This is a genomic window from Mycobacterium sp. Dal123C01 (genome assembly GCF_052566995.1).
In genome coordinates this window covers 5,061,913-5,086,269 of the sequence record NZ_CP199580.1, presented here as the reverse complement: position 1 = coordinate 5,086,269, position 24,357 = coordinate 5,061,913, and the positions used below count along the sequence as shown (strand labels likewise).

Sequence of the window (24,357 nt, the reverse complement as noted above, 5' to 3'; positions counted from 1 at the left end):
TAAGGTAACCCGTTATGACGGCCCTCAACGAGACAGAGCGCGCTGCCCAGAATTGGACTGCTGCACGCCCCGATCGTCCGGCCCCGGTGCGCACCGAGCGCCCGTCCGAGACCGCCGCCACCCGCACTAGCAGGTATTACCCGACCTGGTTGCCCTCTCGTCGCTTCCTGGCGGCGGTCGTCGCCATCGGCGGCATGCAGCTGCTGGCAACCATGGACAGCACCGTCGCGATCGTCGCGCTTCCTAAGATTCAGAACGAGCTGGGCCTGTCCGACGCCGGCCGTAGCTGGGTGATCACCGCGTACGTGCTCACCTTTGGTGGGCTGATGCTGCTGGGCGGCCGCCTCGGCGACACCATCGGACGCAAACGCACCTTCATCGTCGGCGTCGCCCTGTTCACCATCTCCTCCGTGCTGTGCGCGGTGGCTTGGGACGAGGCGACGTTGGTGATCGCGCGGCTCTCCCAGGGCATCGGGTCGGCCATCGCCTCGCCGACCGGTCTTGCCCTGGTAGCCACCACCTTCTCGAAGGGTCCCGCCCGCAACGCGGCGACGGCCGTGTTCGCCGCGATGACCGCGATCGGCTCCGTGATGGGTCTGGTGGTCGGCGGCGCGCTGACCGAGTGGTCGTGGCGGCTGGCGTTCCTGGTCAACGTGCCGATCGGGCTGTTGATGATCTACCTGGCCCGCACCGCGCTGCGGGAAACCAACCGAGAGCGGATGAAGCTCGACGCCGCCGGGGCCATGCTGGCCACCTTGGCATGCACCGCCGCCGTTTTCGCTTTCTCCATGGGCCCGGAAAAGGGCTGGATCTCGCTGACCACCATTGGTTCGGGTGTGGTGGCCGTGGCGGCTGGTATCGCGTTCGCGCTCGTGGAGCGCACCGCTGAAAACCCCGTCGTGCCGTTCGATTTGTTCCGCGACCGCAACCGGCTGGTCACGTTCGTGGCGATCTTCCTGGCCGGCGGCGTGATGTTCAGCCTGACCGTGTCCATCGGCCTGTACGTGCAGGACATCCTGGGCTATACCGCGCTTGGCGCGGGCATCGGCTTCATCCCGTTCGTCATCGCGATGGGAATCGGCCTGGGTATCTCCTCACAGCTGGTGTCACGGTTCTCGCCGCGGGTGTTGACCATCGGCGGTGGCTGGTTGCTGCTGGCAGCGATGCTGTACGGCTCGGCATGCATGCACCGCGGTGCCTCGTACTTCCCCAACCTGGTGGTGCCGATCGTGGTTGGCGGCATCGGTATCGGCATGGTGGTCGTCCCGCTGACCCTGTCGGCGATCGCCGGTGTCGGCTTCGACCGGATCGGCCCGGTGTCGGCAATGACGCTGATGCTGCAGAGCCTGGGTGGCCCGCTGGTGCTGGCCGTCATCCAGGCCGTGATCACCTCGCGCACGCTGTACCTGGGCGGTATCACCGGTCCGGTGAAGTTCATGAACGAAGCTCAGTTGCACGCGCTCGATAAGGGCTATACCTACGGCCTGCTGTGGATCGCCGGAGCGGCCGTGATCGTCGGTGTGGCAGCGCTGTTCATCGGCTACACCCCGGAGCAGGTTGCGCACGCGCAAGAGGTTAAGGAAGCCATCGACGCCGGCGAGCTCTAGCTCCCGGGGTTTCTGTTCGAGGGCTGACGCCGTCAATTCCTCGACATAGGCATACGTCCGCCGTCGCGCGCATTCGCCCGGTGGCCGACATCACATCGCAGAACGAGGCGCATTCGGTTGCCGTTGATTAGGACGTGTCTACCTTCGTTTTAGTACACGCCGCCTGGCATGACGGCTCGGCATGGACCGATGTCAGGCACCGCCTGGAATCCCGCAGCCACACCACCTTTGGCCCCACCCTGCCCGGTCGTGGCCCAGACGCTTCGACGCGGATCAGCCACGGCGACCTGAGCCGGTCGATCGTGAACTTCGTGGTTGACCGCGACTTGACCGACGTTGTGCTGGTCGGCTACAGCTACGGCGGCACAGTCGTCAGCAAGGCGGTGGAAGAAATTGCCGATCGTGTGCGACGGCTGGTCTACGTAGCTGGCCATGTGCTCAAAGACGGCGAATCCATGGAGCAGGCCGCCCCACCGCACTACCGCGATATGTTCATGGAGCTTGCGGCCGCATCCGCGGACAACGCCGTTGCGCTGCCCTTTGACGTCTGGCGCACGGCGTTCATCAACGATGCCGACCCTGAACTCGCACGCTTGACGTATGAGCGGCTGTGCCCCGAGCCCTACCAGCCGATCGTCGAGCCGTTGGATCTGAAGAAGTTCTATTCCTTGACAACGCCAAAGAGCTACATCCTCGGCAGCGATGACATCTCGATGCCGGCCGGGGACTGGGGCTACCATCCGCGATACACCAGCCGGCTCGGCGAGCATCGATTCCTCGAACTGCCGGGCAGTCATGAGGTTATCTTCACAAATCCAAACGGATTGGCCGACAAGATCATCGAGGCCAGCGGCGACTGAGCCCGAACGAGGGATTTATTTTTCGGAGGCGGCTTCCCTCAGCTAGCCGAATGGCCCAACTGCACGCGACAGCTGGCGCATACGCAGCCCGCGTCGCCGCCATCGGTGCCCTCGCCATTAGGCTGGCCCGCTGTGATCACCCGGATGTCCGAGCTGTTCCTGCGCACTCTGCGCGACGATCCCGCCGACGCCGAACTGGCCAGCCACAAGCTGCTGATTCGCGCGGGATATGTGCGGCCTATCGCCCCCGGGTTGTACAGCTGGCTGCCGCTGGGGCTGCGGGTGCTGCGCAACATCGAACGCGTTGTCCGCGAGGAGATGAACGCGATTGGCGGGCAGGAGATCCTGTTCCCCGGGCTGCTGCCGCGCGCGCCGTACGAGACCACGAACCGGTGGACCGAATACGGCGACAGCGTGTTTCGGGTGCAGGACCGTCGCGGCAACGACTACATGCTCGCTCCGACGCACGAAGAGTTTTTCGCCTTAGCAGTCAAGGGCGAATACAGCTCCTACAAAGACTTCCCGCTGACGCTGTACCAAATCCAGATCAAGTACCGCGACGAGGCCCGGCCGCGGGCCGGGATCATGCGTGGCCGGGAATTCGTGATGAAGGACTCCTACTCCTTCGACATCGACGCCGCCGGCCTCAAGGCCGCCTACCACGCGCACCGCGAGGCCTACCAGCGCATCTTCGATCGGCTGCGGCTTCGCTACGTCATCGTGTCGGCGGTGTCCGGCGCGATGGGCGGCAGCGCCTCCGAGGAGTTTCTCGCCGAGAGCCCGAGCGGCGAGGACACCTTCGTGCGCTGCCTCGAGTCGGGTTATGCGGCCAACGTCGAGGCGGTGATCACCGCCGCGCCCGAGGCGCTGCCCGCAGAAGTCGTGGCCGGGCTGCCCGACGCGGTGGTGCACGACACCGGCGATACGCCGACCATCGCCAGCCTGGTGGCCTGGGCCAATGAGGCCGACCTCGGCCGCACCGTCACCGCGGCCGACACATTGAAAAACGTGCTGCTCAAAGTCCGTCAACCCGGCGGAGAGTGGGAACTGCTGGCCATCGGTGTGCCCGGCGACCGCGAAGTCGACGACAAACGGCTGGGCGCGGCACTGGAGCCGGCCGAATATGCGCTGCTCGGAGACGGCGATTTCGCCAAGCATCCCTTCCTGGTCAAGGGCTACATCGGACCAAAGGCGTTGCAGGACAACGGAGTTCGCTATCTCGTCGATCCGCGAGTGGTCGACGGCACCAGCTGGATCACCGGCGCCGACGAGCCGGGCCGACACGTCGTCGGTTTGGTGGCCGGCCGCGACTTCACCCCCGACGGCATCATCGAGGCCGCCGAGGTGCGCGAAGGTGATCCCTCTCCCGACGGGGCCGGCCCACTGGTCATGGCGCGCGGAATCGAGATCGGGCACATCTTCCAGCTCGGCCGCAAATACACCGACGCCTTCACCGTCGACGTGCTCGGCGAGGACGGCAAGCCGGTGCGATTGACCATGGGCTCCTACGGGCTCGGGGTATCGCGGCTGGTCGCCGTCGTCGCCGAGCAGCAGCACGACGAGCTGGGCCTGCGCTGGCCGGCCGCGATCGCGCCCTACGACGTTCACCTGGTGATCGCCAACAAAGACCCCGAGGCCCGCGAAGGAGCCACCGCGCTGGCCGCCGACCTGGATCGGTTGGGACTCGAGGTGCTGCTGGACGACCGCACGGCCTCGCCCGGCGTCAAGTTCAAAGACGCCGAGCTGCTGGGGATGCCGTGGCTCGTCGTGGTCGGACGGGGCTGGGCGGACGGTGTGGTCGAGCTGCGCGACCGCTTCAGCGGACAGACTCGCGAGCTGGCGGTCGGCGTCTCGCTGGCCACCGACGTCGTGGCGGCGCTGACCGGCTAGCCGGCTACTCGTTGCCACCCGGGAAACTCGTCGTGATCGGCCAGGCCCCCAGCACGCGGTTCCATCGGGCGGCCATCACCGCGCTCTGGGTCAGGGCCGTCGAGGCGAACGCCCGATCCTCGGCGGTCTCGGCGTGTTCGACGACTGCGCGCCACGCCGTCGCACCGTCGTTTTCCATCCGCGTCGCCAGCCGAGCCGCGTCGGCCGCGCTGCCCACCAGCAAGGGCAACTGATAGCCGGCGGCGGCGGGTGGGGCGGTGACCTTGCGAGCGGCCAGCATGGCGATCACATCGTCGCGACGCTGACGGTGCTGACCCAGCGCGTCCACCACCAAGTCGTTGACGCTGGGCGGAGAGAGTGCCGACACGATGCCGTAGCCGTAGATCGTCGAGTGCTCGACGGCCAGCGCATCGCACAGTGCCGCGTTGTCGGCGTCTTTGCCGGAGGTCATATCGACGGACCCCCGGGTACCAGCGCGACCGTGTACGACGCCGAGCAGGACGCGGCGATGGACGCGAGCAGCCCCGCCCGATAGCCCGATTGGCTGGACACCAGGCGAGCGGCGTTGTCGGCCGAGGTGCGCAGCGCATTGATCACGTCGGACACCGGTGGTGGAGGCGGCGGTGGCCCCGTCGGTGCGGCCGGGCTCGGGCCGGTCGTTTCACTCGATGAGGCGGTGAGCTTGCCGGCGGCCCGGGAGATCTCCGTGGAAAGCGCACGGGCGTGTGCGGCGCGTTGGTTCGCGACCACCGTCAGTGCGGCAGCGACCTGCGGCGGATTCCCGACCGCCGCGGCGGCGGCCCCAGCCAGCACAGTGTCCCGTCTGGCCTGGTCTAACGGCCCCAGCAGCTCTTCGGCCGCGGGCGGTTTCGGCGGGGACTCACCACAGGCGGACACGACCACCCCGAGCGCAGCAAGTGCGGCACCCCCGGCGAGCACACCCCGCCTGCTGGTGACAGGTACTGCGCTAGGCACAGCAACATCCTGCCATTGGAACGAAGGCAGGCACGATGCCAGGACCTTGACCTACGCGATCACCTCGTCCTACGCCATTCCTGGCGTATCGTTGGTACCCGGTTCTCGCGGAACTGCAGCTATTGCAATTCCACCGGGACACCGGGAGCCGCCCGAAGATGCATGGGGCGGCGACATCAGCCAGATGACCGGACAACTCAAGATGAGGAGCTCGCCGTGACCACCGGGCTACCGTCGCAGACGCAGGTGATCGAGCTACTCGGTGGGGAATTCGCGCGCGCCGGCTATGAGATCGAAGACGTGGTCATCGATCCCCGGGTGAGCCCGCCCCGGATCGCGGTGATTGCCGATGGTGAAACCCCTCTGGACCTGGACGCCGTAGCCGCCCTGTCGCGTTCGGCGTCGGCTTTGTTGGACGGTCTGGACAGCATCAGCGACGGCTATGTGCTCGAGGTCAGTTCACCGGGCGTGGACCGCCCACTCACCAGCGAGAAACACTTCCGCCGCGCGCGAGGCCGCAAGGTCGAGCTGGAGTTGTCGGACGGCTCGCAGTTGACCGGCCGGGTGGGGGAGACCCGCGCCGACGCGCTGGGGCTGGTGGTCCGCGACGGCCGCGACTGGGCGGTGCGCGAGATCCCGCTTGTCGAGATCGCGAAAGCTGTTGTCCAGGTTGAATTTTCGTCGCCATCCCAAAAAGAGTTGGATTTGGCGGGTATGAGCGAGGTCCGGAGGACGGAGGCCGGAGCATGAACATCGACATGGGCGCGTTGCACGCCATCGAGGTGGATCGGGGCATCTCGGTCAATGAGCTGCTCGAAACGATCAAGTCGGCGTTGCTGACCGCCTACCGGCACACCCAGGGCCACCAGATCGATGCGCGCATCGAGATCGACCGCAAGACCGGTGTCGTGCAGGTGATCGCCCGTGAGGTGGACGAGGACGGCAACGTCATCAGCGAATGGGACGACACCCCCGAGGGCTTCGGCCGCATCGCCGCGACCACCGCACGCCAGGTGATGCTGCAGCGTTTTCGCGACGCCGAGAACGAGCGGACGTATGGCGAGTTCTCCACCCGCGAGGGCGAAATCGTCGCGGGCGTGATTCAGCGCGACAGCCGCGCGAACGCCCGCGGTCTGGTCGTCGTCCGGATGGGCAGCGAAACCAAGGCATCCGAGGGCGTCATCCCGGCGGCCGAACAAGTGCCCGGCGAGAGCTACGAGCACGGCAACCGGGTGCGCTGCTACGTGGTCGGCGTGACGCGGGGGTCGCGCGAGCCCATGATCACGTTGTCTCGCACCCACCCCAACCTGGTCCGCAAGCTGTTCTCGCTGGAAGTGCCGGAGATCGCCGACGGGTCGGTGGAGATCGTGGCCGTGGCCCGCGAGGCAGGCCACCGCTCCAAGATCGCGGTCGTGTCCCGAGTGTCCGGCCTGAACGCCAAAGGTGCGTGCATCGGTCCGATGGGGCAGCGGGTGCGCAACGTGATGAGCGAGCTTTCCGGGGAGAAGATCGACATCATCGACTACGACGAGGACCCGGCCCGGTTCGTCGCCAATGCGCTATCGCCGGCGAAGGTGGTTTCGGTGTCGGTCATCGATGAGACCGCCCGCGCCGCCCGCGTGGTGGTGCCCGACTTCCAGTTGTCGCTGGCCATCGGCAAGGAGGGGCAGAACGCGCGGCTGGCCGCCCGGCTCACCGGATGGCGCATCGACATCCGCGGCGATTCGCCCTCGCATTCCGAGGACCAGCCGGAACACGGTGCCAGCCACCCGATGGCGCATGATCACTGACCCGGTATAGCCGGCGCGCGTTTGGTTTGGGGAAAGCCCGTTTTCTGCGGCGGCGTGCGCAATCAGGCCCGCACGTCACGGCCCACCCCGGGTGGTTCTGACCATCGGTTCCGTGACGCTAGACTGAGCCGTGATCCAGCGCGAGCCTTCGGCCTCGGCGCACAGACACATGGGTGGACCCGTGCGGACGTGTGTGGGGTGCCGAAAGCGAGAGTTGGCCACCGAATTGCTCCGAGTGGTGGCTGTGCCTACCGGGAACGGCGAATACGCCGTAATCGTTGACACCGCGACCAGCCTGCCGGGGCGGGGTGCTTGGTTGCATCCCGTACCGCGGTGCGTGCACGAGGCGATTCGGCGGCGGGCTTTCACAAAAGCGCTGCGCATCGACCGTCCACCGGACACATCCGCGTTGGTCGAGCACTTATCCGCGCTCGACTCGCCGGGCAACAGAACAGGTAGCAGAGAACATGAGCACACCGTGAAGTCCCGATGACCATGTGTCATAGCTAAACCCGAGGCGCGGCCCACCGACTGTCGCCTCATAGACAGGAGATGTAGTGGCAGGCAAGGCCCGCGTACACGAGTTGGCTAAGGAACTCGGTGTTACCAGCAAGCAAGTTCTCGCCCGGCTGAATGAACAGGGCGAATTCGTTAAATCCGCATCGTCGACGGTAGAGGCGCCGGTAGCGCGCCGGCTGCGCGAGTCCTTCGGCGGCAGTAAGCCGGCGGCCGCCGAAAAGGCAGCCGTGAAGAGCCCGGACAAGGCGCTCGACAAGGCGCTGGACAAGGCGATGCAAAAGCCCGCCGGGAACGGTGAGGTGACTGCCGCGCCCGCGAAGCCCGCTGCCGCGGCTGCCCCGGCTCCCCCGGCGGCGACGACCGAAGCACCCGCCCCGCCGACGCCTGCGCCCAACCGGCCGGCGCCGTCGCCCGCGCGCCCCTCGGCACCGCCCCCCGGGCAGCCGGCACCGCCGGCACCCGGCGAACAGGCGCCGCCATCCGGTGCGACACCCGGCCCGCGTCCCGGCCCGATCCCGAAGCCGGCAGCCCGTACCCCGCGCGTCGGCAACAACCCGTTCTCGTCGACACCGTCCGTCGACCGGCCCATTCCTCGTCCGCAGGCCCCACGGCCGGGAGCACCCCGGCCCGGGGCGCCGCGTCCCGGCGGCGCGTCGCCAGGGAGCATGCCGCCCCGTCCCGGTGGTAGCAGCGGTGGGCAGTTCCGTCCGGCCCGTACCGGCGGCGGCGGCGGTGGCCCCCGGCCCGGGGGCGGCGGCCGGCCCGGTGGTCCCGGCGGCGGCCGCACCGACGGCGGCGGTGGTAACTACCGCGGCGGCGGAGGCGGCGTAGGTGCCGCGCCCGGCGGTGGCGGCGGTTTCCAAGGACGTCCCGGTGGCGGCGGTGGCCGTCCCGGCCAGCGCGGCGGTGCCGCGGGCGCGTTCGGTCGTCCCGGTGGCGCCCCGCGGCGCGGCCGCAAGTCGAAGCGGGCAAAACGTGCCGAGTACGAGAACATGCAGGCGCCGGTCGTCGGTGGCGTGCGGTTGCCGCACGGCAACGGCGAGACGATTCGGCTGGCCCGCGGCGCATCGCTGAGCGACTTCGCCGACAAGATCAACGCCAACCCGGCGGCCCTGGTGCAGGCGCTGTTCAACCTCGGCGAGATGGTCACGGCCACCCAGTCCGTCGGCGACGAGACTCTCGAGCTGCTCGGCGGCGAGATGAACTACGTCGTCCAGGTCGTCAGCCCGGAGGACGAAGACCGCGAGCTGCTGGAGTCGTTCGACCTGACCTACGGCGAGGACGAGGGCGGCGAGGAGGACCTCGAACAGCGTCCGCCGGTGGTGACCGTGATGGGTCACGTCGACCACGGTAAAACCCGGCTGCTGGACACCATCCGTAATGCCAGCGTCCGCGAGGGCGAGGCCGGTGGCATCACTCAGCACATCGGTGCCTACCAGGTCGGCGTTGATTTCGAGGGCAGCCAGCGGCTGATCACCTTCATCGACACCCCGGGTCACGAGGCGTTCACCGCCATGCGTGCCCGCGGCGCCAAGGCCACCGACATCGCGATCCTGGTGGTCGCCGCCGACGACGGCGTGATGCCGCAGACGGTGGAGGCCATCAACCACGCGCAGGCGGCCGATGTGCCAATCGTGGTGGCGGTCAACAAGATTGACAAGGAAGGCGCCGACCCGGCCAAGATCCGCGGCCAGCTCACCGAATATGGTTTGGTGGCAGAGGATTTCGGTGGCGACACGATGTTCGTCGACATCTCGGCCAAGCAGGGCACCAACATCTCGGCGCTGGAAGAAGCGGTGCTGCTGACCGCCGACGCCGCTTTGGACCTGCGGGCCAACCCCGACATGGAGGCCCAGGGTGTGGCGATCGAGGCGCACCTGGACCGTGGTCGTGGACCGGTGGCCACCGTGCTGATCCAGCGCGGCACGCTGCGGGTGGGTGACTCGATCGTCGCCGGTGACGCCTACGGGCGTGTCCGCCGGATGGTCGACGAGCACGGCGAGGACGTCCACGAGGCGCTCCCGTCGCGCCCGGTGCAGGTCATCGGCTTCACATCGGTGCCCGGCGCCGGTGACAACCTGCTGGTGGTCGACGAGGACCGCATTGCCCGCCAGATCGCCGACCGGCGCAGCGCCCGCAAGCGCAACGCCTTGGCCGCGCGGTCCCGCAAGCGGATCAGCCTGGACGATCTGGATGCCGCGTTGAAGGAGACTTCGCAGCTGAACCTGATCCTCAAGGGCGACAACGCCGGTACCGTCGAGGCGCTGGAAGAGGCCCTGATGGGAATCCAGATCGACGACGAGGTGGAATTGCGCGTCATCGACCGCGGCGTCGGTGGCATCACCGAGACCAACGTCAACCTGGCGTCGGCCTCGGACGCGGTGATCATCGGCTTCAACGTGCGCGCCGAAGGCAAAGCGACGGAGCTGGCCAACCGCGAAGGCGTGGACATCCGCTACTACTCGGTGATCTACCAGGCGATCGACGAGATCGAGAAGGCCCTGCGCGGCATGCTCAAGCCGATCTACGAGGAGAACCAGCTGGGTCGGGCCGAGATCCGGGCGATCTTCCGGTCCTCGAAGGTCGGTGTCATCGCCGGGTGCGTGATCAGCTCCGGCATCGTGCGCCGCAATGCCAAGGCTCGTCTGTTGCGCGACAACATCGTGGTCACCGACAACCTTTCGATCGCGTCGTTGCGCCGGGAGAAGGACGACGTGACCGAGGTCCGTGAGGGCTTCGAGTGCGGTATGACGCTGGGCTACTCCGACATCAAGGAGGGCGACGTCATCGAGTCCTTCGAGCTGGTCGAGAAGGAACGCACCTGATGGCTGACCCGGGGCGTGCGCGCCGGCTGGCCAAGCGGATCAACACCATCGTCGCCTCGGCGATCGAGTTCGAGATCAAGGATCCGGGCCTGGACGGGGTGACCATCGTTGACGCGAAGGTGACCAACGACCTGCACGACGCGACGGTGTTCTACACCGTGATGGGACCCACGCTGGACGACGAGCCGGATTACGAGGCGGCGGCGGCCGCGCTGGAACGGGCCAAGGGGACGTTGCGTACCAAGGTCGGAGCGGGCACCGGCGTGCGCTTCACTCCCACGTTGGCGTTCACCCGGGACACCACGTCGGACAACGTGCAGCGGATGGATGAGCTGCTGGCCCGTGCTCGCGCCGCCGACGCCGACGTCGCGCGGGTTCGGGTGGGCGCCACGCCGGCCGGGGAGCCCGATCCATACCGTGACGGCGGGTCGGTAACGGAGCCGGCGGCGGTGGCAGCGGACGGGCTCGACGGTGAGGGCGCCGGTGACGACCATCGACCCGAAGACTGAGCTGACCCGCGTCCCGATCGTGGGCGCGCGGGTGGATGCGGTTGGTGCCGCCGAGTTACTTTCGGCGGCAACGACAATCGGGGTGATCTGCCACGTCCATCCCGACGCCGACACCATTGGCGCCGGGCTGGCACTGGCCACGGTGCTCGATAGAAGCGACAAACAGGTCGAGGTCAGTTTCGCCGCACCGGCGAAGCTGCCGGAGTCGCTGCGTTCGCTGCCCGGCTGCCAGCTGCTGGTCGGCCCCGACGCGATGCGCCGCGACGTCGATTTGCTTGTGACGGTTGATGTTCCGAGCGTCAAACGCCTCGGTGCACTCGGTGACTTGGCCGGCCCGGACCAGCCACTGCTGGTGATCGACCACCACGCCTCCAACGACATGTTCGGCACCGCGAACTTCGTCGACCCGTCGGCGGACTCCACGACGCTGTTGGTGGCCGAACTTCTCGACGCGTGGGGCAAGCCGATCGACCGCGACGTCGCGCACTGCATCTACGCCGGGCTGACCACCGACACCGGATCGTTCCGCTGGGCCAGCGCCCGGGCGTTCCGGCTCGGTGCCCGGCTGGTCGAGATCGGCGTGGACAACGCGAAGATCAGCCGAACGCTGATGGACACCCATCCGTTCGTCTGGCTACCGCTGCTGTCGCGGGTGCTCGGCTCGGCGCAGCTGCTGCCGGACGCGGTCGACGGGCGCGGGCTGGTCTACGCGGTCGTCGACAACGACGACTGGACCAACTCACGTCCGGAGGAAGTCGAGAGCATCGTCGACATCGTGCGCACCACGCAGCAGGCCGAGGTGGCTGCGGTGTTCAAAGAGGTTGACCCACAACAGTGGTCGGTCTCGATGCGGGCCAAGACGGATGTGGATCTGGCCGCGGTCGCGTCGGTGTTCGGCGGCGGTGGCCACCGGCTCGCGGCCGGCTATTCGACCGCCGGGTCGATCGACGACGTGGTGGCATCGCTGCGTACGGCGCTTGATTAGGGCTGGGTTAGAACGCCCAGCTGCCCACCGATTGCAGGACGAATCCGTGGTCTCCGCTGGTGGTATCCAGACAAGCGACCAGATTGTCAGCGCCCACCGCGCAGGTGACGTTGAGGTAGGACAATTTCTGCCCCACCGCCAATGCCTTGCCGCTATACGGCAATGCGGCCGCGTTGCCGCCGCATCCGCCGTAGGACATGCGGCTCAATTCGTAGCCGGGTCCCTTGAAATTCACCGAGCCCACCACGCAGTCGCCCGGTTTTGGGTGATTCCCGCCGGGAAAGAGAATGTCGTCTATTCCGGGCACTTCGCCGCTGCACTTAATGTCTTGTGACGGTTGTGGCGCGGGGGCCGGCCCGCCATAGAAGTCACAGACCACGGAGTTGGGGGACGAAAAACTTACCCGGGGCGAGCTGCCCGGCAGCGAGGTCGTGAGATACCCATCGGCCGGAACTGCGGTGTATCCGTCCAGACTGGGAAATCGCGGCGGCGGCTGTGCGGCCGCGTGCTGCTCGACAACGAGCGCGGATGCCGTTGCCAGGGTCAGGACGCCGAGAACCCGGATTATGAGGTCGACAACAACGCGCATCGATTCCTCCTGCTCGGCTGAATAGCTTCGGGTCGCTGTTGGGATCGTATTGGCTATTGCCGCGGCTGGCGACAAAAAGTTTCGCGATACAGGTCAACGGCATAACTAACGGAATTACGGCAATAGCCGTACCCGGCCATTTCCACATTGCTCGTCTTGTGGACAAGTAGCCGAATTCTGCCATCGCGCTGACCCTCGTTAACGGACTTGAGCCCGCCCGCGTTGCAGCACTGCCTCGCGATTGGCAGCGATGTCGTCGCCGCTGGTCCGGAATTGCCTGGCCGCCATGGCTTCCAGCCACAGGCCCTCGCCGGTGTGCGACTCATCGATGCGGTGGTAGGAGGCCAGCAGTGCCCGCACCGCGTTCTGGTTATTGCCGACGATGGACGCGGCTACCTGGCGTGCGGTCGCCAGCAGCTGGTCGTGCGCCACCACCTCGGTCACCAGCCCGGCCCGCAGCGCGTCGGCGGCCGACAGGTAGTCGCCCGTGAGGCTCATCCGCCGGGCCAGGCCGATGCCCACCTTTTGCGGCAGCCGCACGCTGAGGCCCCAGGTGGGCAGCAGGCCTACCCGGGCATGGGTGTCGGCGAAGCGTGCCTGCTCCGATGCGATCACGATGTCGCAGTACAGGACCAGCTCCAGCCCGCCGGTAACCGCGGCGCCGTTGATCGCGCCGATCACCGGCTTGGTCATCGACGGCCACCGCGGCGAGATGTCGGGAAGTGCCACCTGGTCACCCAGCTCTTTGAGGTCAAGTCCGGCGCAGAACACCGGGTCGGCGCCGGTGAGGATGACGACGTCGACGTCGTCATCGGTTTCGGCATCGGCCAGCGCCCCGAAGAACCGATCCCGTAGCGCCGAGGACAGCGCATTGCGCGATTGCGGCCGGTTGAGGGTCAGGGTGCGCACCCGCTCGTCGGTGGTGATCAGCAGGATGTCGTCGCTCATGGCATCACCGTAGAGGGTCGCAATAGACCCCAAGTCAGCGCCTCAAATCGGCTGTGCTCTCCAGCTCGGCGAGCCGTCCCTCAAGTTCGGCGAGCCGGCCACGGAGTGCTCGCTCGTCGTTCCGGCGCTCGGTCACCTCGCGCATGACCGCAGATATTCCGACGATCCGGCCGTCGTGGTGCGCCAGCAGGGCGACACTGAACTCGACCGACAGCCGGTGCCCGTCCCGGTGAGTTGCGGGCACGCTCAATAACTTGTCTCCGTAACGGGTCTCCCCGGTGGCCATCGTCTTGTGATAGCCATCCCAATGTCGTTGCCGCAGCTTCGCCGGGATGATGATGTCGAGGCTTTGCCCTGTCGCCTCTGACGGCGAGTAGCCAAACATGCGCTGCGCTCCGGCGTTCCATAACCGAATCAACCCGTCTGCGTCGCACACCACGACCGCCTCGGGCGTCGCCGTGAGGACAGCCTGGGCAAGCCATTCGTCGCTCATGTCGCCGTCCATGGCGCCCGGGTAACCCTGCGGCGCCGCCGGGTCTGTGTCTGGGCTGTTCATTGATCTCCCTTCCTCGTGGTGACGCCACCGGCGATCGGTGAGCCCCTAGATCAACGGTGCCTACTACTGGCGAGTAGCCTAATGCATAATGCATACTGCATACAGTCTCGAAAGTAAGTGATTGCGCCGAGAGTCAATCCGGCGCAGTGGGCAGGCAGGGAGGAGTCTTCATGCTGCTACGTCAACTGGAGTACTTCGTTGCGGTAGCGAGAGAACGACACTTCGCGCGCGCGGCCGAAGCGTGCTACGTGTCCCAGCCTGCGCTGTCGGCGTCCATTGCCAAGCTGGAACGCGAGCTCAACGTCACGTTGATCAATCGTGGGCGCAACTTCGAGGGTCTCACCGTGGAAGGAGACCGGCTTGTCGTTTGGGCGAAAAGAGTTCTCGCGGTACACGACGGGCTGGTAGCGGAAGCGGCCGCGTTGAGGTCTGGAATTTCTGGAGTGTTGCGGCTGGGGGCGGGGCCGACGGTATCGACGACGACAGCACTGCCGATCGCGGCCTTTTGCGCGTTACATCCGCTGGCGCGGGTGAAGGTCTACTCCCATTTGCCGACAACGGAATTGGTGCGCCGGGTGCGTTGTTTCGAGCTCGACGCCGCCATCGCCCATTTTGATGTGCGCGAGAACTCCGACTTAGAGCTGGTGCCGCTTTATGAGGAACAGTGTGTGTTGCTTGTGTCGGGAAAGCAGCTCGTGCCGGCGGCGGGCAGCATTACCTGGTCGGAGGCGGCTGCGCTGCCGCTCGCACTTTTAGCCCCGGAAGTCGGCTTTCGCCAGTTCATCGACGATGCGTTTGCAAAAGTCGGTGCTGCGGTCGTGCCCCAAATTGAGACCGATTCGGTGGCTTCACTTTACGCTCACGTCGCGACGGGAGCGTGGGCAAGCATCGTGCCGCACACCTGGTTTCGTGCGGTGCCCATGACCGGTGCAATGCGGGGTTTGCGCTTGGTCGAGCCCGATCAACGGGCGCCGATATCAATCGCCGTCCATGCCTCAGCGCCGGGTTCGGCTGCGGCAAGGGCGTTTTTGAACGTGGCGGTGGGCGCGCCCCTTGGCGAAGACGTTGGCTACGGGGGCCGCGATGCAGGCGGTGAGTTCGATCCGGATTTGGACATGGTGGTAGCGAGCACGCCGGTGAGGGGAACTTTCGTGGCCTGATGACGCGATCGCCGACGACGTCTGGCGCGGCCGGGGTCGTGGAGCCCGTGATAACTCCCGTCTATCTCGTGAGTACCGCTAGGTCTTGGACGGACCGACCAGTCATAGGGAAAAGTGAAGAGCAGGAAATCAATTCAACAAAGGCATGAACTGCCGGAAAGGGTGCTCGCGATGACCGCCGCTCCCATCGAAGACTTCGAGACCGAGGGCGCTGGGGCCCTCACCGATGGAATTCATTTGGTGGTCGACGCGCTTCGGCTCAATAATGTCGACACCATCTACGGGCTGGTCGGTATCCCGATCACTGACTTAGCGCGGACCGCGCAGGCATCGGGGATCCGCTACATAGGTTTTCGTCATGAGAGCGCCGCTGGGCACGCCGCGGCAGCAGCCGGCTTCCTGACCCAAAAACCCGGTATCTGCTTGACGGTGTCGGCGCCCGGCTTTCTCAATGGACTGGTGGCACTGGCCAACGCGACCACCAACTGCTTTCCCATGGTTCAGATTTCGGGCTCCAGCGAACGTCACCTCGTTGATCTGCAGCGTGGCGACTACGAGGAAATGGATCAGCTGGCCGCGGCCAGGCCCTTCGCTAAGGCGGCCTACCGGGTGTCTCGGGCCCAGGACATCGGCCGCGGTGTGGCGCGCGCAATTCGGACCGCGGCTTCCGGGCGTCCTGGCGGGGTCTACCTCGACATCCCCGCGGCCGTGTTGGGCGAGGTCGTCGATGCGGCTGCTGCTGCCAAGACGCTGTGGCGGGTGGTCGATCCGGCGCCGCGGCAGCTGCCTGATCTCGAGGCGGTAGATGCGGCAATCGACCTGCTTGCCGCCGCCGAGCGACCTTTGATCGTTTTGGGTAAGGGTGCCGCTTACGCCCAGGCCGACGAGCAGATCAAAGAATTCGTGGAAAGCACTGGGGTTCCGTTCTTGCCGATGTCGATGGCCAAGGGGCTGCTGCCCGATGACCACGTGCAGTCGGCGGCGACGTCGCGATCACTGGCCCTGCGACGTGCCGATGTCGTCCTCTTGGTGGGTGCCCGGTTGAACTGGCTGCTCGGTCACGGCGATGCGCCGCAGTGGAATCCCGATGCAAAGTTCATTCAGGTCGATATCGAGCCCAGCGAAATGGACAGCAACCAACCGATTGCGGCTCCTCTTGTCGGTGACATCGGCTCGGTAATGCAGGCCCTGGTGGAGCGCTCCAAACTAGGCCTGATCAGCACGTCGACACAATGGCGTGAGGAGCTCTCGGCCAAAGCGGCGCAAAATGTCGCCAAAATGGCCGACCGACTCGCGGCCGCGCGCACTGCCCACCCGATGAAGTTCCTCGGCGCCTTGCAGGCCATACGTGATGTCCTGCACGACAATTCGCAGGTATGCCTCGTCAACGAGGGCGCGAACGCTCTTGATCTAGCCCGCAACACGATAGGCATGCATCGACCCCGTCGCCGGTTGGATAGCGGGACTTGGGGGGTAATGGGCATCGGGATGGGATATGCGATCGCGGCCGCCGTCGAGACCGGCGAGCCTGTCGTGGCGATCGAAGGTGACAGCGCCTTTGGTTTCAGCGGAATGGAATTGGAGACAATCTGCCGCTACAAGCTGCCCATCGTCACCGTCATCCTCAACAACAGCGGCGTGTATCGCGGCGATGACGTCTCGGGGTCTGACGATCCGGCCCCGACGGCGTTGCAGGCCCATCACGAGTACATGATCAAAGCCTTCGGCGGTTCGGGATACCGTGCCGAGACGCCCGACGAAGTCGCCGCGGCGTTGCGGGAGGCCCTGGCATCCGGGCGGCCGGCACTGATCGATTGCTTGATCGATCCGTCCGATGGGACCGAGAGCGGCAATATCGCCCACCTCAATCCCAAGGGGATAACCAACAAGGGCTGACAGGCCTTTGGTGGATCGGCGTAACAGCCAAGACACCGAGTCAAGACGACGAGAAATCAACGACGAGAAAGGAAATCTGTTATGGCCGAACTGCCGTTGTCCGGGATCAAAGTCATCGACTTCACCGGGGTTCAGGCGGGCCCAGCCTGCACCCAGATGCTTGCCTGGTTTGGAGCGGACGTCCTCAAGGTTGAGCGTACGACTGGCGGTGATGTGACGCGTAATCAATTGCGCGACATACCCGATGTCGATGCCTTGTACTTCACCATGCTTAACAGCAACAAGCGCTCCCTGGCGATCGACACGAAATCTCCGCAAGGCCTGGAGGTGATGGAGAAGTTGATCCGCGAGGCGGACGTCTTGGTGGAGAACTTCGCACCCGGCGCGATGGACCGCATGGGGCTGTCCTGGGACAAGATCCAGGAGTGGAACCCGCGCCTGATCTTTGGCTCGGTCAAGGGCTTCAATGACGACTCGTCGTGGAACGACCTCAAGGTCTACGAGAACGTCGCGCAGTGCGCCGGCGGCAACGCGTCCACCACCGGCTTCTGGGATGGCCCGCCGACCGTGGCCGGGGGCGCCTTGGGCGACTCCAATACCGGAATGCATCTGATGATCGGCATTTTGACCGCACTGATCGCCCGCGACAAGACCGGCAAGGGCCAGAAGGTGTCCGCATCGATGCAGGACTCCGTGCTGAACCTGTGCCGGGTGAAGCTGCGCGACCAACAGCGCCTCGAGCGCATCGGCTACTTGGAGGAGTATCCGCAATACCCCCACGGCGAATTCGGCGAGGCCGTGCCCCGTGGCGGCAATGCCGGCGGCGGTGGCCAGCCCGGCTGGGTGGTCAAGTGCAAGGGCTGGGAGACCGACCCCAACGCCTACATCTACTTCACCATCCAGGAGCAGAACTGGAAGCGCACTGCCGAGGCCATCGGTCGCCCCGAGTGGGTCGAGGATCCGGGCTACAGCAACGCTCGGGCCCGTCAGGACAAGATCTTCGAGATCTTCGCGGAGATCGAGAAGTGGCTGGCGGACAAGACGAAGTGGGAAGCGGTCGACATCCTGCGCGAGTGGGAGGTGCCGTGCGCACCTGTCATGTCGATGAAGGATCTCGCCGACGACAAGGATCTGCGTAAGAGCGGGACCATCGTCGAGGTGGAGCAGAAGGGCCGCGGCACGTTCCTGACCGTCGGCAGCCCGATCAAATTCTCCTCCTTCAAACCCGAGATCAAGGGTGCACCGCTGCTCGGCGAGCACACCGACGAGGTGTTGGCCGAATTGGGTTATGACGCCGACACCATCGCCGGATGGCGGCAGAACGCGATAGTCGTCTAACAGGGCACGCAACGCGCCTGCGTGCCCCGATCGCCGGATGGCGGCGGGGATGGCCCCAGGGATTTGGTCCCTGGGGCCATTTCGCGTTGCGTGACAGGGCGCTCGGGATTCACAGCCACAGTCGAGTGCGACATCGACGTGATCGAACATGGTGGCGCGCCGGCGCCAACCGCGGCTTAGTGCCTACGGAGATCGGGGGAGAAGGCGGAAACGTCACCGGTGCACGACGATTGCCTATCACCCAAGACAACCATCGCCGGCCAAAATTGGACCGATTCCGGTGATCCTTCACATTGGCTTTGCCGCGCGGCGTTGCCGCACGTGGTCAATTCGGCAGATTGCAAACGGGATAGCCTGGCCGCTGCAGCAGCCGTGCCGCGAGGGCGGTGCACAGGCAGATCAAGCCGATGACGACGAAAGCCATTCCCAACTGCCCAGAAGGTATCAACATCGCGGGCAGTCCCACCCCGATCAGACCGCCGAAGATCTTGGCGCTGTAGATCAGTCCGAAGTTGGCGACCGCGCTGCGCTCTCCGAAATAGTCGGCGACCAGATTGATAAACAGCGAATAGAAGGCTCCGCCTGCCAACCCGCTGAGCGCAGCAAACACCACGAACACGACGGCAGAACCTGCCGAAGCCGAGAACGCCAGGCCCAAGAGCGCAAAGCCCTCGGTCCCTAACGCCAGACCCAGAGTCTGACGTCTGCCAAATCGATCGGAGAACCGGCTGGCGATGCTGCGTCCGCCACCGCTCACCAGTGCCAGTACACCAACGGCGGCTGCTCCGACAGCTAGCGGCAAGCCGTGCGCAACAGCGATGCTCGGTACGTAAACGATGGCCAGCAGCGTCGCCGTCGTCGCCACCACCACAATGAGGTAGATAAACACAAAGGCCGATGTCCGTGCCGTCTCGCTGGGCCAATACTGCCGTATCGCTGGGGCGTTGCCCAGCAGGCTGCGATTCATGCGCTTGTCGAAGACCCACAGTCTTGGGTCGATCTCGGCGGGCCACCAGTCGGACGGTGGATCACGAAAAAAGGGCCCGCACAACGTCAGTACGACGAGAACACAAAGCCCGACGGCGGTGAAGACAGGCCCGAGGTTGTGGGGGTCGAGCACGGAGGCAAACAAGACGACAAAGGGGACTCCACCGCAACCGAACGCGCCCGATACCAGCGAAACTTTCGCGCCGCGCTGCTCGGGATACCAATGTGCCACGGTGGACAGGCAAGTGGCGTAAACGATCCCGGCGCCGGTGCCACACAGCACGGAGTAACCGAACAATGTGAGTCCCAGATTGCCGGTGCACGACAGCGTCAACGGGCCAATGGCGGACAACAGAGCGCCGATCGACATCGCAGTTGAGGGGCCGATCCCCAAGCGCCGCCGCAGTACTGGGGTAGCGGCGGTGGCAGCTGCTTGGAATACCACCCATAGAGCCAGCACCCAGAAAGCGCCGACGGTAGCCGGGCCATGCGGGGGCTGCACGGCGACGACGGCGACCCCGTAGCCGTATTGGAGCACACTGATACTCGCCATTGCCGCCCATGGCAGCCAAAGCATCCAGCTTCTCGACCGTGCCATGATGTCGTGCGGCTGTTCGCCGATACGATACGAGCACCCATGCGCTCGGATCTGCAGGACCGAGATTCCATCACCGCCAGGCATCATGCTCCTAGTGTATACAGTATGCACATGTTGTACTCCTGTTTAACCTCGCGTGTCTAGTGGCGCGTACCCGGCTCCGTGACCAGGAGCCCTGGGGGCGTGTGAGAGCGCGCGGCGCAACGTTATTCGGCAAACAACTTTGGCTAACTAATGCTTGGCCCCCGATGCCCGGCAGCGTCCATTCAATCGGTGGCGGGGGACCGGGATCGGCGTTCGCAGGGGAAACCACCGCTAGACAATTGCCCGGTATTTAAGTAACACTTGTCGTATACGGTATACAGTCTGCAGTAGACAGCCAGTCTCGCCCGGACGTTGCAGCCGAATTCACTGCTTCGGAATCTCCTGCTGTGCGCAGGATTGACCGGGCAGCGGAGCACTCGGCCCCCAAGGCGATACGAGCTTTCAACCGCAACGACAACTCTCACGGAGATCTCATGGGTAAAGCATTAGACGGAGTTCGGGTGCTCGATATGACTCACGTCCAGTCGGGCCCGTCGGCTACACAGATGCTCGCCTGGCTAGGCGCCGACGTCATCAAGCTCGAAACACCGAGAGGCGGAGACGTCACCCGGGGCCAACTGCGCGACCTTGCCGATGTGGACAGCCTTTATTTCACGATGCTCAACTGCAACAAGCGCAGTGTGACCGTCAACATGAAAAGCGATGACGGCAAGGAGATCTTCACCAGACTCGTGGAACGCGCCGACGTTCTGGTGGAGAACTTCGGTCCCGGTGTCGTCGACCGGTTCGGATTCAGTTGGGAACGGCTGCAGGAGATCAACCCGGGGTTGGTCTATGCATCGATCAAAGGATTCGGGCCGGGCAAGTACTTCAACTTCAAAGCGTACGAAATCATCGCCCAGGCGATGGGCGGTGCCATGGCCACAACGGGTTTCGAGGACGGTCCGCCCACCGCCACGGGTGCACAGATCGGCGACTCAGGCACCGGGATTCACCTCGTCGCCGCGATCCTGGCTGCACTGTTACAGCGCACCAACACGGGCCGGGGGCAACGTGTTGAGGTTGCGATGCAAGCGGCCGTGCTCAACCTCTGTCGGGTGAAGCTGCGCGATCAGCAACGCCTGGCGCATGGTCCACTGCACGAATACCCCAACGAGCACTTCGGCGACGAGGTGCCCCGGGCGGGCAACGCGTCCGGTGGAGGCCAACCCGGATGGGCCGTTCGCACCAAAGGTGGCGGTCCCAACGACTACATCTACGTCATCGTCCAGCCTGTTGGGTGGGCGCCGCTCACGCAGCTCATCGGCCGGCCTGACCTCGCCGATGATCCGGCCTGGTCTCGGCCAGAAGATCGACTACCCAAGCTGGACAAGGTTTTCGCGTTGATCGAGGACTGGAGTCAACGGCATACCAAGTGGGAGGCCATGGAGGCGCTCACTGCTCTCAATGTTCCCTGCGGTCCGGTGCTGAGCACCAAGGAGCTGATCGAGGACCAGACACTGGCGGATCTGGAGGCGATCGTCACCGTCGAGCACCCCGAGCGCGGAAGCTTCAAGACCGTCGGCAGCCCGCTTAGGCTCTCTGATTCGCCGGTCGATGTCGTGCGTCCACCGCTGCTGGGCGAGCACACCCAGGAAATCTGCGCGGAGCTCGGCTATTCGCCGGAGCAGTTGCGGCGCTTCAAAACCGCCGGTGTGATCTGAGCGCGGAGCCGACACGGGCATGAGACGCACCTAGAGATCGACTGGCTCGGCGGAGAAGGACCCGGTTGTGGGAGATGACCGCGCGCAACTCGGTGCAAGACCGAGGTGGGTCATGACTGGCCGGCCCTGGTTTCGGGTGTCAGGCGTGGCTCACAGGGTGCGCTGTACTGCCGAAATCACCGGCCGTGCACCGCCATAGGTCCTGCGGGGCAGATATTTCCCCGATACAGAACCAAGCCACGAACCCGATGGCCGCCGCGTCGTTCGACGCCAGCGGCTCTCGAGCCGACCCCCCTTGTCCATTTTCCGAAAGTGAGTCAACGATGTCTTCAACTCTCGCAAGCTATCGCGAGGTGATCGATGCGAATGGTCGCATCTATCGCGTCGGCGAAAGTGATCGCGATTTGCTCGGCAGGTCCCGAGCGTCCATGGTCTGGCTGCCGTGGATCGCAATGATGGCAGTCAGCGTTTTTGAATACGGCTACGGCGCCGCCGCTGACACCCTGCGCCATGCCCATGGCTGGAGCCTGTCCCAAACCTTCTGGCTGCTCTCCGTCTGGGCCGTGTTTCAAGCAGCCGCTGCCTATCCCGCCGGGCGCCTTCGGGAGAAGGGAATCACCTCGGCTAGATCTACCATGCTGGCCGCCGCCGTATTGTCGGCGGTGGGTTTCGTCACCGTGGCTCACAGCAGCAATTTGGTTGTGGCCTTCCTCGGATTCGCGGTGTGCGGCGGTTGCGGCGTCGGCTTGGTGTACTCGACGGGGATCACCATCGTCGGTAAGTGGTATCCAGAGCGGCGAGGCGCCAAGACGGGGTTCGTCTGCGGCGGATTCGCTTACGGCGCCGTACCTTTCATCTTCATCTTCAGTTATGCACTGAATCCCAACACCTATGTATGGGTTCTTGACCTGGTGGGGGCGTTCATGCTGATCGTTCTCACGGTATGCGGTTCCTTTTTCCAGGACCCGCCCAAGAACTGGTGGCCGGCAGATGTCGACCCCCTGCAGTACGCTGCCGACCACTCCAACATCAGAAGCCTTCAGAAGAACCCGCCTGCCGTCCGGCAATACGGTCCGGTGGAGGCGATCAGGACGGGCATGCTGCCGTTGATGTGGGTGTCGTTGGGGATCACCACTGGCGTCTCGCTGTTCGGCATCAGTTACATGGTTCCGTTCGCCAAACATCTCGGCTTCGGCGCGTTGATCGTGGCGTCGTCGGCAGGCGTGCTTTCGATCATCAATGGCGTCGGCCGCGCCGCGACCGGCTATGTCTCAGACCGGATCGGTCGTAAGCAGACGCTGCTGGTGGTGCTGCTGGTGTCGGTCGTCGCCCTGATCGGCCTGCTCTACACGGGGCTTGCCAAGAACGAGATCGCCTTCATCTTTTTTGCCGTCCTCGTCGGGTTCGGCGGCGGTGCTTTCTATCCGCTCTTCGCCACGCTGACCACCGACTACTTCGGTGAAAACAACAACGCCAGCAACTACGGCATCGTCTACAGCTCCAAGCTGGTCGGCTCGATCATGGGAATTGGCGTGGGCGCCAGTGTGATTGATGCCTGGGGTTACACCGGTGCCTATTGGCTGGCCGCAGTATGCGCGCTGCTCTCGGCCGGCATTGCGGGATTGTTGCGGCAGCCGGGACGGCGGGCGAAGGATGTGGTGATCCCCCAGCCGGTGGATCATGCCACACCCTCGGCACCGTCGGCGGCTTCTTGACGTCGCTCGTGGTAAATCTCGCGGGTCCGTTCGGTGTGGCGGCGCATCAGGTCTCCGGCACGCTTGCCGCTGCGCGCGGCGATGGCCATGATCAGCTCGGAATGTTCGTCCCAGGCGTCCTTGCCGCGGGCTAATGCGATCGGCTCGTAGTACCAACGCACCCGGCGGCCGACCTGGCCGATGAGGTTGGCCAGCACGCTGTTCGCGGACATGGCAACGATATAGGAGTGAAAGGCATCGTTGGCGGTGACAAGGCCCTCCTTGTCGCCGCCGGCGAGTGCCTTCTCTCCGGTCCGGTGCAGCTCCCAGAGACGTTCCACCTGGGGCGGTTTGGCCGCGCGGGCAGCCAATCTGGCCGACTCGGCTTCCAGCAAGGTACGCACGCCCAACAGCTCATCGGCCTCGGCGTCGGTGGGCACATGGACAAATGCGCCCAACGCCGGGCGCAGGTCGACCCACCCCTCGCTTTGCAAGCGCTGCAACGCCTCTCGAATGGGTTGGCGGCTCACGCCGAGTTGCGCCGCCAACTCGTTCTCCACCAAATGCTGGCCGGGCTGCAGCTCACGGGTGATGATCAACTCCATCAGCGCCTCATAAGCGGCCTCGCGCAACGGCGCCGGACGCTCCAGCCGCATACGCGATCCAGCCTCGCTCGGCGCGCCGGTGGTGACCATGAAGTCTTTCCTCACTCTCGTCCTGGTTAACGACAGTTGCTGCCCCGAAAACTGCGCACGTAGCATACCGCCCACGACGTCGGAGTCTGTGGCTACGACACTGTGGAATCCGCAGCTTTTCTCAAGGTTGTATACAGGATACAGGCAGGTCAGGCGCTTTGGAGCCAGATAGCAAATATCGCCGACGT

The 24,357-nt window shown here is 65.2% G+C and carries 21 protein-coding genes; 14 read left to right on the top strand and 7 right to left on the bottom strand.

The annotated features are described in order from the left end of the window. Positions 1 to 14 precede the first annotated feature (14 nt). From ACTXG5_RS23870 to ACTXG5_RS23860, 3 genes are all read left to right on the top strand, one after another. Positions 15 to 1,607: an MFS transporter gene (locus tag ACTXG5_RS23870; protein ID WP_445161144.1), complete on the top strand. Its 1,593-nt coding sequence runs from the start codon at positions 15 to 17 to the stop codon at positions 1,605 to 1,607. A 134-nt stretch (positions 1,608 to 1,741) separates the two neighbouring features. Beyond that, positions 1,742 to 2,467 carry an alpha/beta fold hydrolase gene (locus tag ACTXG5_RS23865; RefSeq protein ID WP_445161143.1) on the top strand — a complete coding sequence of 242 codons (726 nt, stop codon included), beginning with the start codon at positions 1,742 to 1,744 and terminating at the stop codon, positions 2,465 to 2,467. Between the two features lie 132 nt (positions 2,468 to 2,599). Continuing rightward, positions 2,600 to 4,357: a proline--tRNA ligase gene (locus ACTXG5_RS23860; protein ID WP_445161142.1), complete on the top strand. Its 1,758-nt coding sequence runs from the start codon at positions 2,600 to 2,602 to the stop codon at positions 4,355 to 4,357. A gap of 4 nt (positions 4,358 to 4,361) precedes the next feature. Here the strand turns inward: ACTXG5_RS23860 and ACTXG5_RS23855 are convergent, their stop codons facing one another. Both ACTXG5_RS23855 and ACTXG5_RS23850 read right to left on the bottom strand, forming a co-directional pair. Continuing rightward, complete coding sequence (locus tag ACTXG5_RS23855) at positions 4,362 to 4,808, bottom strand: ferritin-like domain-containing protein (RefSeq protein WP_445161141.1); 447 nt, start codon at positions 4,806 to 4,808, stop codon at positions 4,362 to 4,364. Continuing rightward, complete coding sequence (locus ACTXG5_RS23850) at positions 4,805 to 5,332, bottom strand: hypothetical protein (protein ID WP_445161140.1); 528 nt, start codon at positions 5,330 to 5,332, stop codon at positions 4,805 to 4,807. Before ACTXG5_RS23850 ends, ACTXG5_RS23855 begins: the two co-directional genes overlap by 4 nt. 216 nt (positions 5,333 to 5,548) lie before the next feature. Here ACTXG5_RS23850 and rimP point away from each other — a divergent pair, with 216 nt between their 5' ends. The 6 genes from rimP (at position 5,549) to ACTXG5_RS23820 (ending at position 11,960) form a co-directional block, all read left to right on the top strand. Then, the gene (gene rimP / locus ACTXG5_RS23845; RefSeq protein ID WP_445161139.1) at positions 5,549 to 6,082 is read left to right on the top strand and encodes a ribosome maturation factor RimP; all 534 of its coding nucleotides are present in this window, start codon (positions 5,549 to 5,551) and stop codon (positions 6,080 to 6,082) included. Continuing rightward, entirely contained in the window at positions 6,079 to 7,122 is a 1,044-nt protein-coding gene (nusA, locus tag ACTXG5_RS23840; RefSeq protein WP_445161138.1) for a transcription termination factor NusA, read from the top strand. Before rimP ends, nusA begins: the two co-directional genes overlap by 4 nt. Before the next feature lie 169 nt (positions 7,123 to 7,291). Continuing rightward, positions 7,292 to 7,615 carry a YlxR family protein gene (locus ACTXG5_RS23835; RefSeq protein ID WP_445161137.1) on the top strand — a complete coding sequence of 108 codons (324 nt, stop codon included), beginning with the start codon at positions 7,292 to 7,294 and terminating at the stop codon, positions 7,613 to 7,615. Positions 7,616 to 7,679: 64 nt separating this feature from the next. Next, positions 7,680 to 10,466 carry a translation initiation factor IF-2 gene (infB, locus tag ACTXG5_RS23830; protein ID WP_445161136.1) on the top strand — a complete coding sequence of 929 codons (2,787 nt, stop codon included), beginning with the start codon at positions 7,680 to 7,682 and terminating at the stop codon, positions 10,464 to 10,466. Next, positions 10,466 to 10,975, top strand: coding sequence for a 30S ribosome-binding factor RbfA (gene rbfA, locus ACTXG5_RS23825; RefSeq protein ID WP_445161135.1), 510 nt, complete (start codon positions 10,466 to 10,468; stop codon positions 10,973 to 10,975). The genes infB and rbfA overlap by 1 nt, the downstream gene beginning before the upstream one ends. Beyond that, positions 10,950 to 11,960 (top strand): DHH family phosphoesterase, encoded by a 1,011-nt coding sequence (locus ACTXG5_RS23820; protein ID WP_445161134.1) that lies wholly within the window; start codon positions 10,950 to 10,952, stop codon positions 11,958 to 11,960. The genes rbfA and ACTXG5_RS23820 overlap by 26 nt, the downstream gene beginning before the upstream one ends. A gap of 7 nt (positions 11,961 to 11,967) precedes the next feature. Here the strand turns inward: ACTXG5_RS23820 and ACTXG5_RS23815 are convergent, their stop codons facing one another. From ACTXG5_RS23815 to ACTXG5_RS23805, 3 genes are all read right to left on the bottom strand, one after another. Next, positions 11,968 to 12,549 carry a hypothetical protein gene (locus ACTXG5_RS23815; protein ID WP_445161133.1) on the bottom strand — a complete coding sequence of 194 codons (582 nt, stop codon included), beginning with the start codon at positions 12,547 to 12,549 and terminating at the stop codon, positions 11,968 to 11,970. 198 nt (positions 12,550 to 12,747) lie between these two features. Beyond that, on the bottom strand, positions 12,748 to 13,497 hold the full coding sequence (locus ACTXG5_RS23810) for an enoyl-CoA hydratase (protein ID WP_445161132.1): 750 nt from the start codon (positions 13,495 to 13,497) through the stop codon (positions 12,748 to 12,750). A 34-nt stretch (positions 13,498 to 13,531) separates the two neighbouring features. After that, complete coding sequence (locus ACTXG5_RS23805) at positions 13,532 to 14,053, bottom strand: PAS domain-containing protein (protein WP_445161131.1); 522 nt, start codon at positions 14,051 to 14,053, stop codon at positions 13,532 to 13,534. A 170-nt stretch (positions 14,054 to 14,223) separates the two neighbouring features. Between ACTXG5_RS23805 and ACTXG5_RS23800 the strand changes: the two genes are divergently transcribed. The 3 genes from ACTXG5_RS23800 to frc (ACTXG5_RS23790) all read left to right on the top strand — a co-directional run bounded on the left by ACTXG5_RS23800 (position 14,224) and on the right by frc (ACTXG5_RS23790) (position 18,447). Further along, positions 14,224 to 15,213 (top strand): LysR family transcriptional regulator, encoded by a 990-nt coding sequence (locus tag ACTXG5_RS23800; RefSeq protein WP_445161130.1) that lies wholly within the window; start codon positions 14,224 to 14,226, stop codon positions 15,211 to 15,213. A gap of 171 nt (positions 15,214 to 15,384) precedes the next feature. Beyond that, positions 15,385 to 17,109, top strand: coding sequence for an oxalyl-CoA decarboxylase (gene oxc, locus ACTXG5_RS23795; RefSeq protein ID WP_445161129.1), 1,725 nt, complete (start codon positions 15,385 to 15,387; stop codon positions 17,107 to 17,109). An 81-nt stretch (positions 17,110 to 17,190) separates the two neighbouring features. Next, entirely contained in the window at positions 17,191 to 18,447 is a 1,257-nt protein-coding gene (gene frc, locus ACTXG5_RS23790) for a formyl-CoA transferase (RefSeq protein WP_445161128.1), read from the top strand. A 325-nt stretch (positions 18,448 to 18,772) separates the two neighbouring features. Here the strand turns inward: frc (ACTXG5_RS23790) and ACTXG5_RS23785 are convergent, their stop codons facing one another. Continuing rightward, entirely contained in the window at positions 18,773 to 19,987 is a 1,215-nt protein-coding gene (locus ACTXG5_RS23785) for an OFA family MFS transporter (protein WP_445161127.1), read from the bottom strand. Positions 19,988 to 20,550: 563 nt separating this feature from the next. Here ACTXG5_RS23785 and frc (ACTXG5_RS23780) point away from each other — a divergent pair. Continuing rightward, the gene (frc, locus tag ACTXG5_RS23780) at positions 20,551 to 21,780 is read left to right on the top strand and encodes a formyl-CoA transferase (RefSeq protein WP_445161126.1); all 1,230 of its coding nucleotides are present in this window, start codon (positions 20,551 to 20,553) and stop codon (positions 21,778 to 21,780) included. A 248-nt stretch (positions 21,781 to 22,028) separates the two neighbouring features. Beyond that, the gene (locus ACTXG5_RS23775; protein WP_445161125.1) at positions 22,029 to 23,495 is read left to right on the top strand and encodes an OFA family MFS transporter; all 1,467 of its coding nucleotides are present in this window, start codon (positions 22,029 to 22,031) and stop codon (positions 23,493 to 23,495) included. Here the strand turns inward: ACTXG5_RS23775 and ACTXG5_RS23770 are convergent. After that, positions 23,459 to 24,169, bottom strand: coding sequence for a GntR family transcriptional regulator (locus tag ACTXG5_RS23770; RefSeq protein WP_445161124.1), 711 nt, complete (start codon positions 24,167 to 24,169; stop codon positions 23,459 to 23,461). The genes ACTXG5_RS23775 and ACTXG5_RS23770 overlap by 37 nt on opposite strands. Between the last annotated feature and the right edge of the window lie 188 nt (positions 24,170 to 24,357).

What these genes read in the sequence shown, in the direction of transcription:
- ACTXG5_RS23870 (WP_445161144.1), top strand. Translation starts at nt 15, where the DNA reads ATGACGGCCCTCAACGAGACAGAGCGCGCTGCCCAGAATTGGACTGCT.
- ACTXG5_RS23855 (WP_445161141.1), bottom strand. Translation starts at nt 4,808, where the DNA reads ATGACCTCCGGCAAAGACGCCGACAACGCGGCACTGTGCGATGCGCTG.
- nusA (WP_445161138.1), top strand. Translation starts at nt 6,079, where the DNA reads ATGAACATCGACATGGGCGCGTTGCACGCCATCGAGGTGGATCGGGGC.
- ACTXG5_RS23835 (WP_445161137.1), top strand. Translation starts at nt 7,292, where the DNA reads ATGGGTGGACCCGTGCGGACGTGTGTGGGGTGCCGAAAGCGAGAGTTG.
- rbfA (WP_445161135.1), top strand. Translation starts at nt 10,466, where the DNA reads ATGGCTGACCCGGGGCGTGCGCGCCGGCTGGCCAAGCGGATCAACACC.
- ACTXG5_RS23815 (WP_445161133.1), bottom strand. Translation starts at nt 12,549, where the DNA reads ATGCGCGTTGTTGTCGACCTCATAATCCGGGTTCTCGGCGTCCTGACC.
- ACTXG5_RS23810 (WP_445161132.1), bottom strand. Translation starts at nt 13,497, where the DNA reads ATGAGCGACGACATCCTGCTGATCACCACCGACGAGCGGGTGCGCACC.
- ACTXG5_RS23805 (WP_445161131.1), bottom strand. Translation starts at nt 14,053, where the DNA reads ATGAACAGCCCAGACACAGACCCGGCGGCGCCGCAGGGTTACCCGGGC.
- ACTXG5_RS23800 (WP_445161130.1), top strand. Translation starts at nt 14,224, where the DNA reads ATGCTGCTACGTCAACTGGAGTACTTCGTTGCGGTAGCGAGAGAACGA.
- oxc (WP_445161129.1), top strand. Translation starts at nt 15,385, where the DNA reads ATGACCGCCGCTCCCATCGAAGACTTCGAGACCGAGGGCGCTGGGGCC.
- frc (WP_445161128.1), top strand. Translation starts at nt 17,191, where the DNA reads ATGGCCGAACTGCCGTTGTCCGGGATCAAAGTCATCGACTTCACCGGG.
- ACTXG5_RS23785 (WP_445161127.1), bottom strand. Translation starts at nt 19,987, where the DNA reads ATGGCGAGTATCAGTGTGCTCCAATACGGCTACGGGGTCGCCGTCGTC.
- frc (WP_445161126.1), top strand. Translation starts at nt 20,551, where the DNA reads ATGGGTAAAGCATTAGACGGAGTTCGGGTGCTCGATATGACTCACGTC.
- ACTXG5_RS23775 (WP_445161125.1), top strand. Translation starts at nt 22,029, where the DNA reads ATGGCCGCCGCGTCGTTCGACGCCAGCGGCTCTCGAGCCGACCCCCCT.
- ACTXG5_RS23770 (WP_445161124.1), bottom strand. Translation starts at nt 24,169, where the DNA reads ATGGTCACCACCGGCGCGCCGAGCGAGGCTGGATCGCGTATGCGGCTG.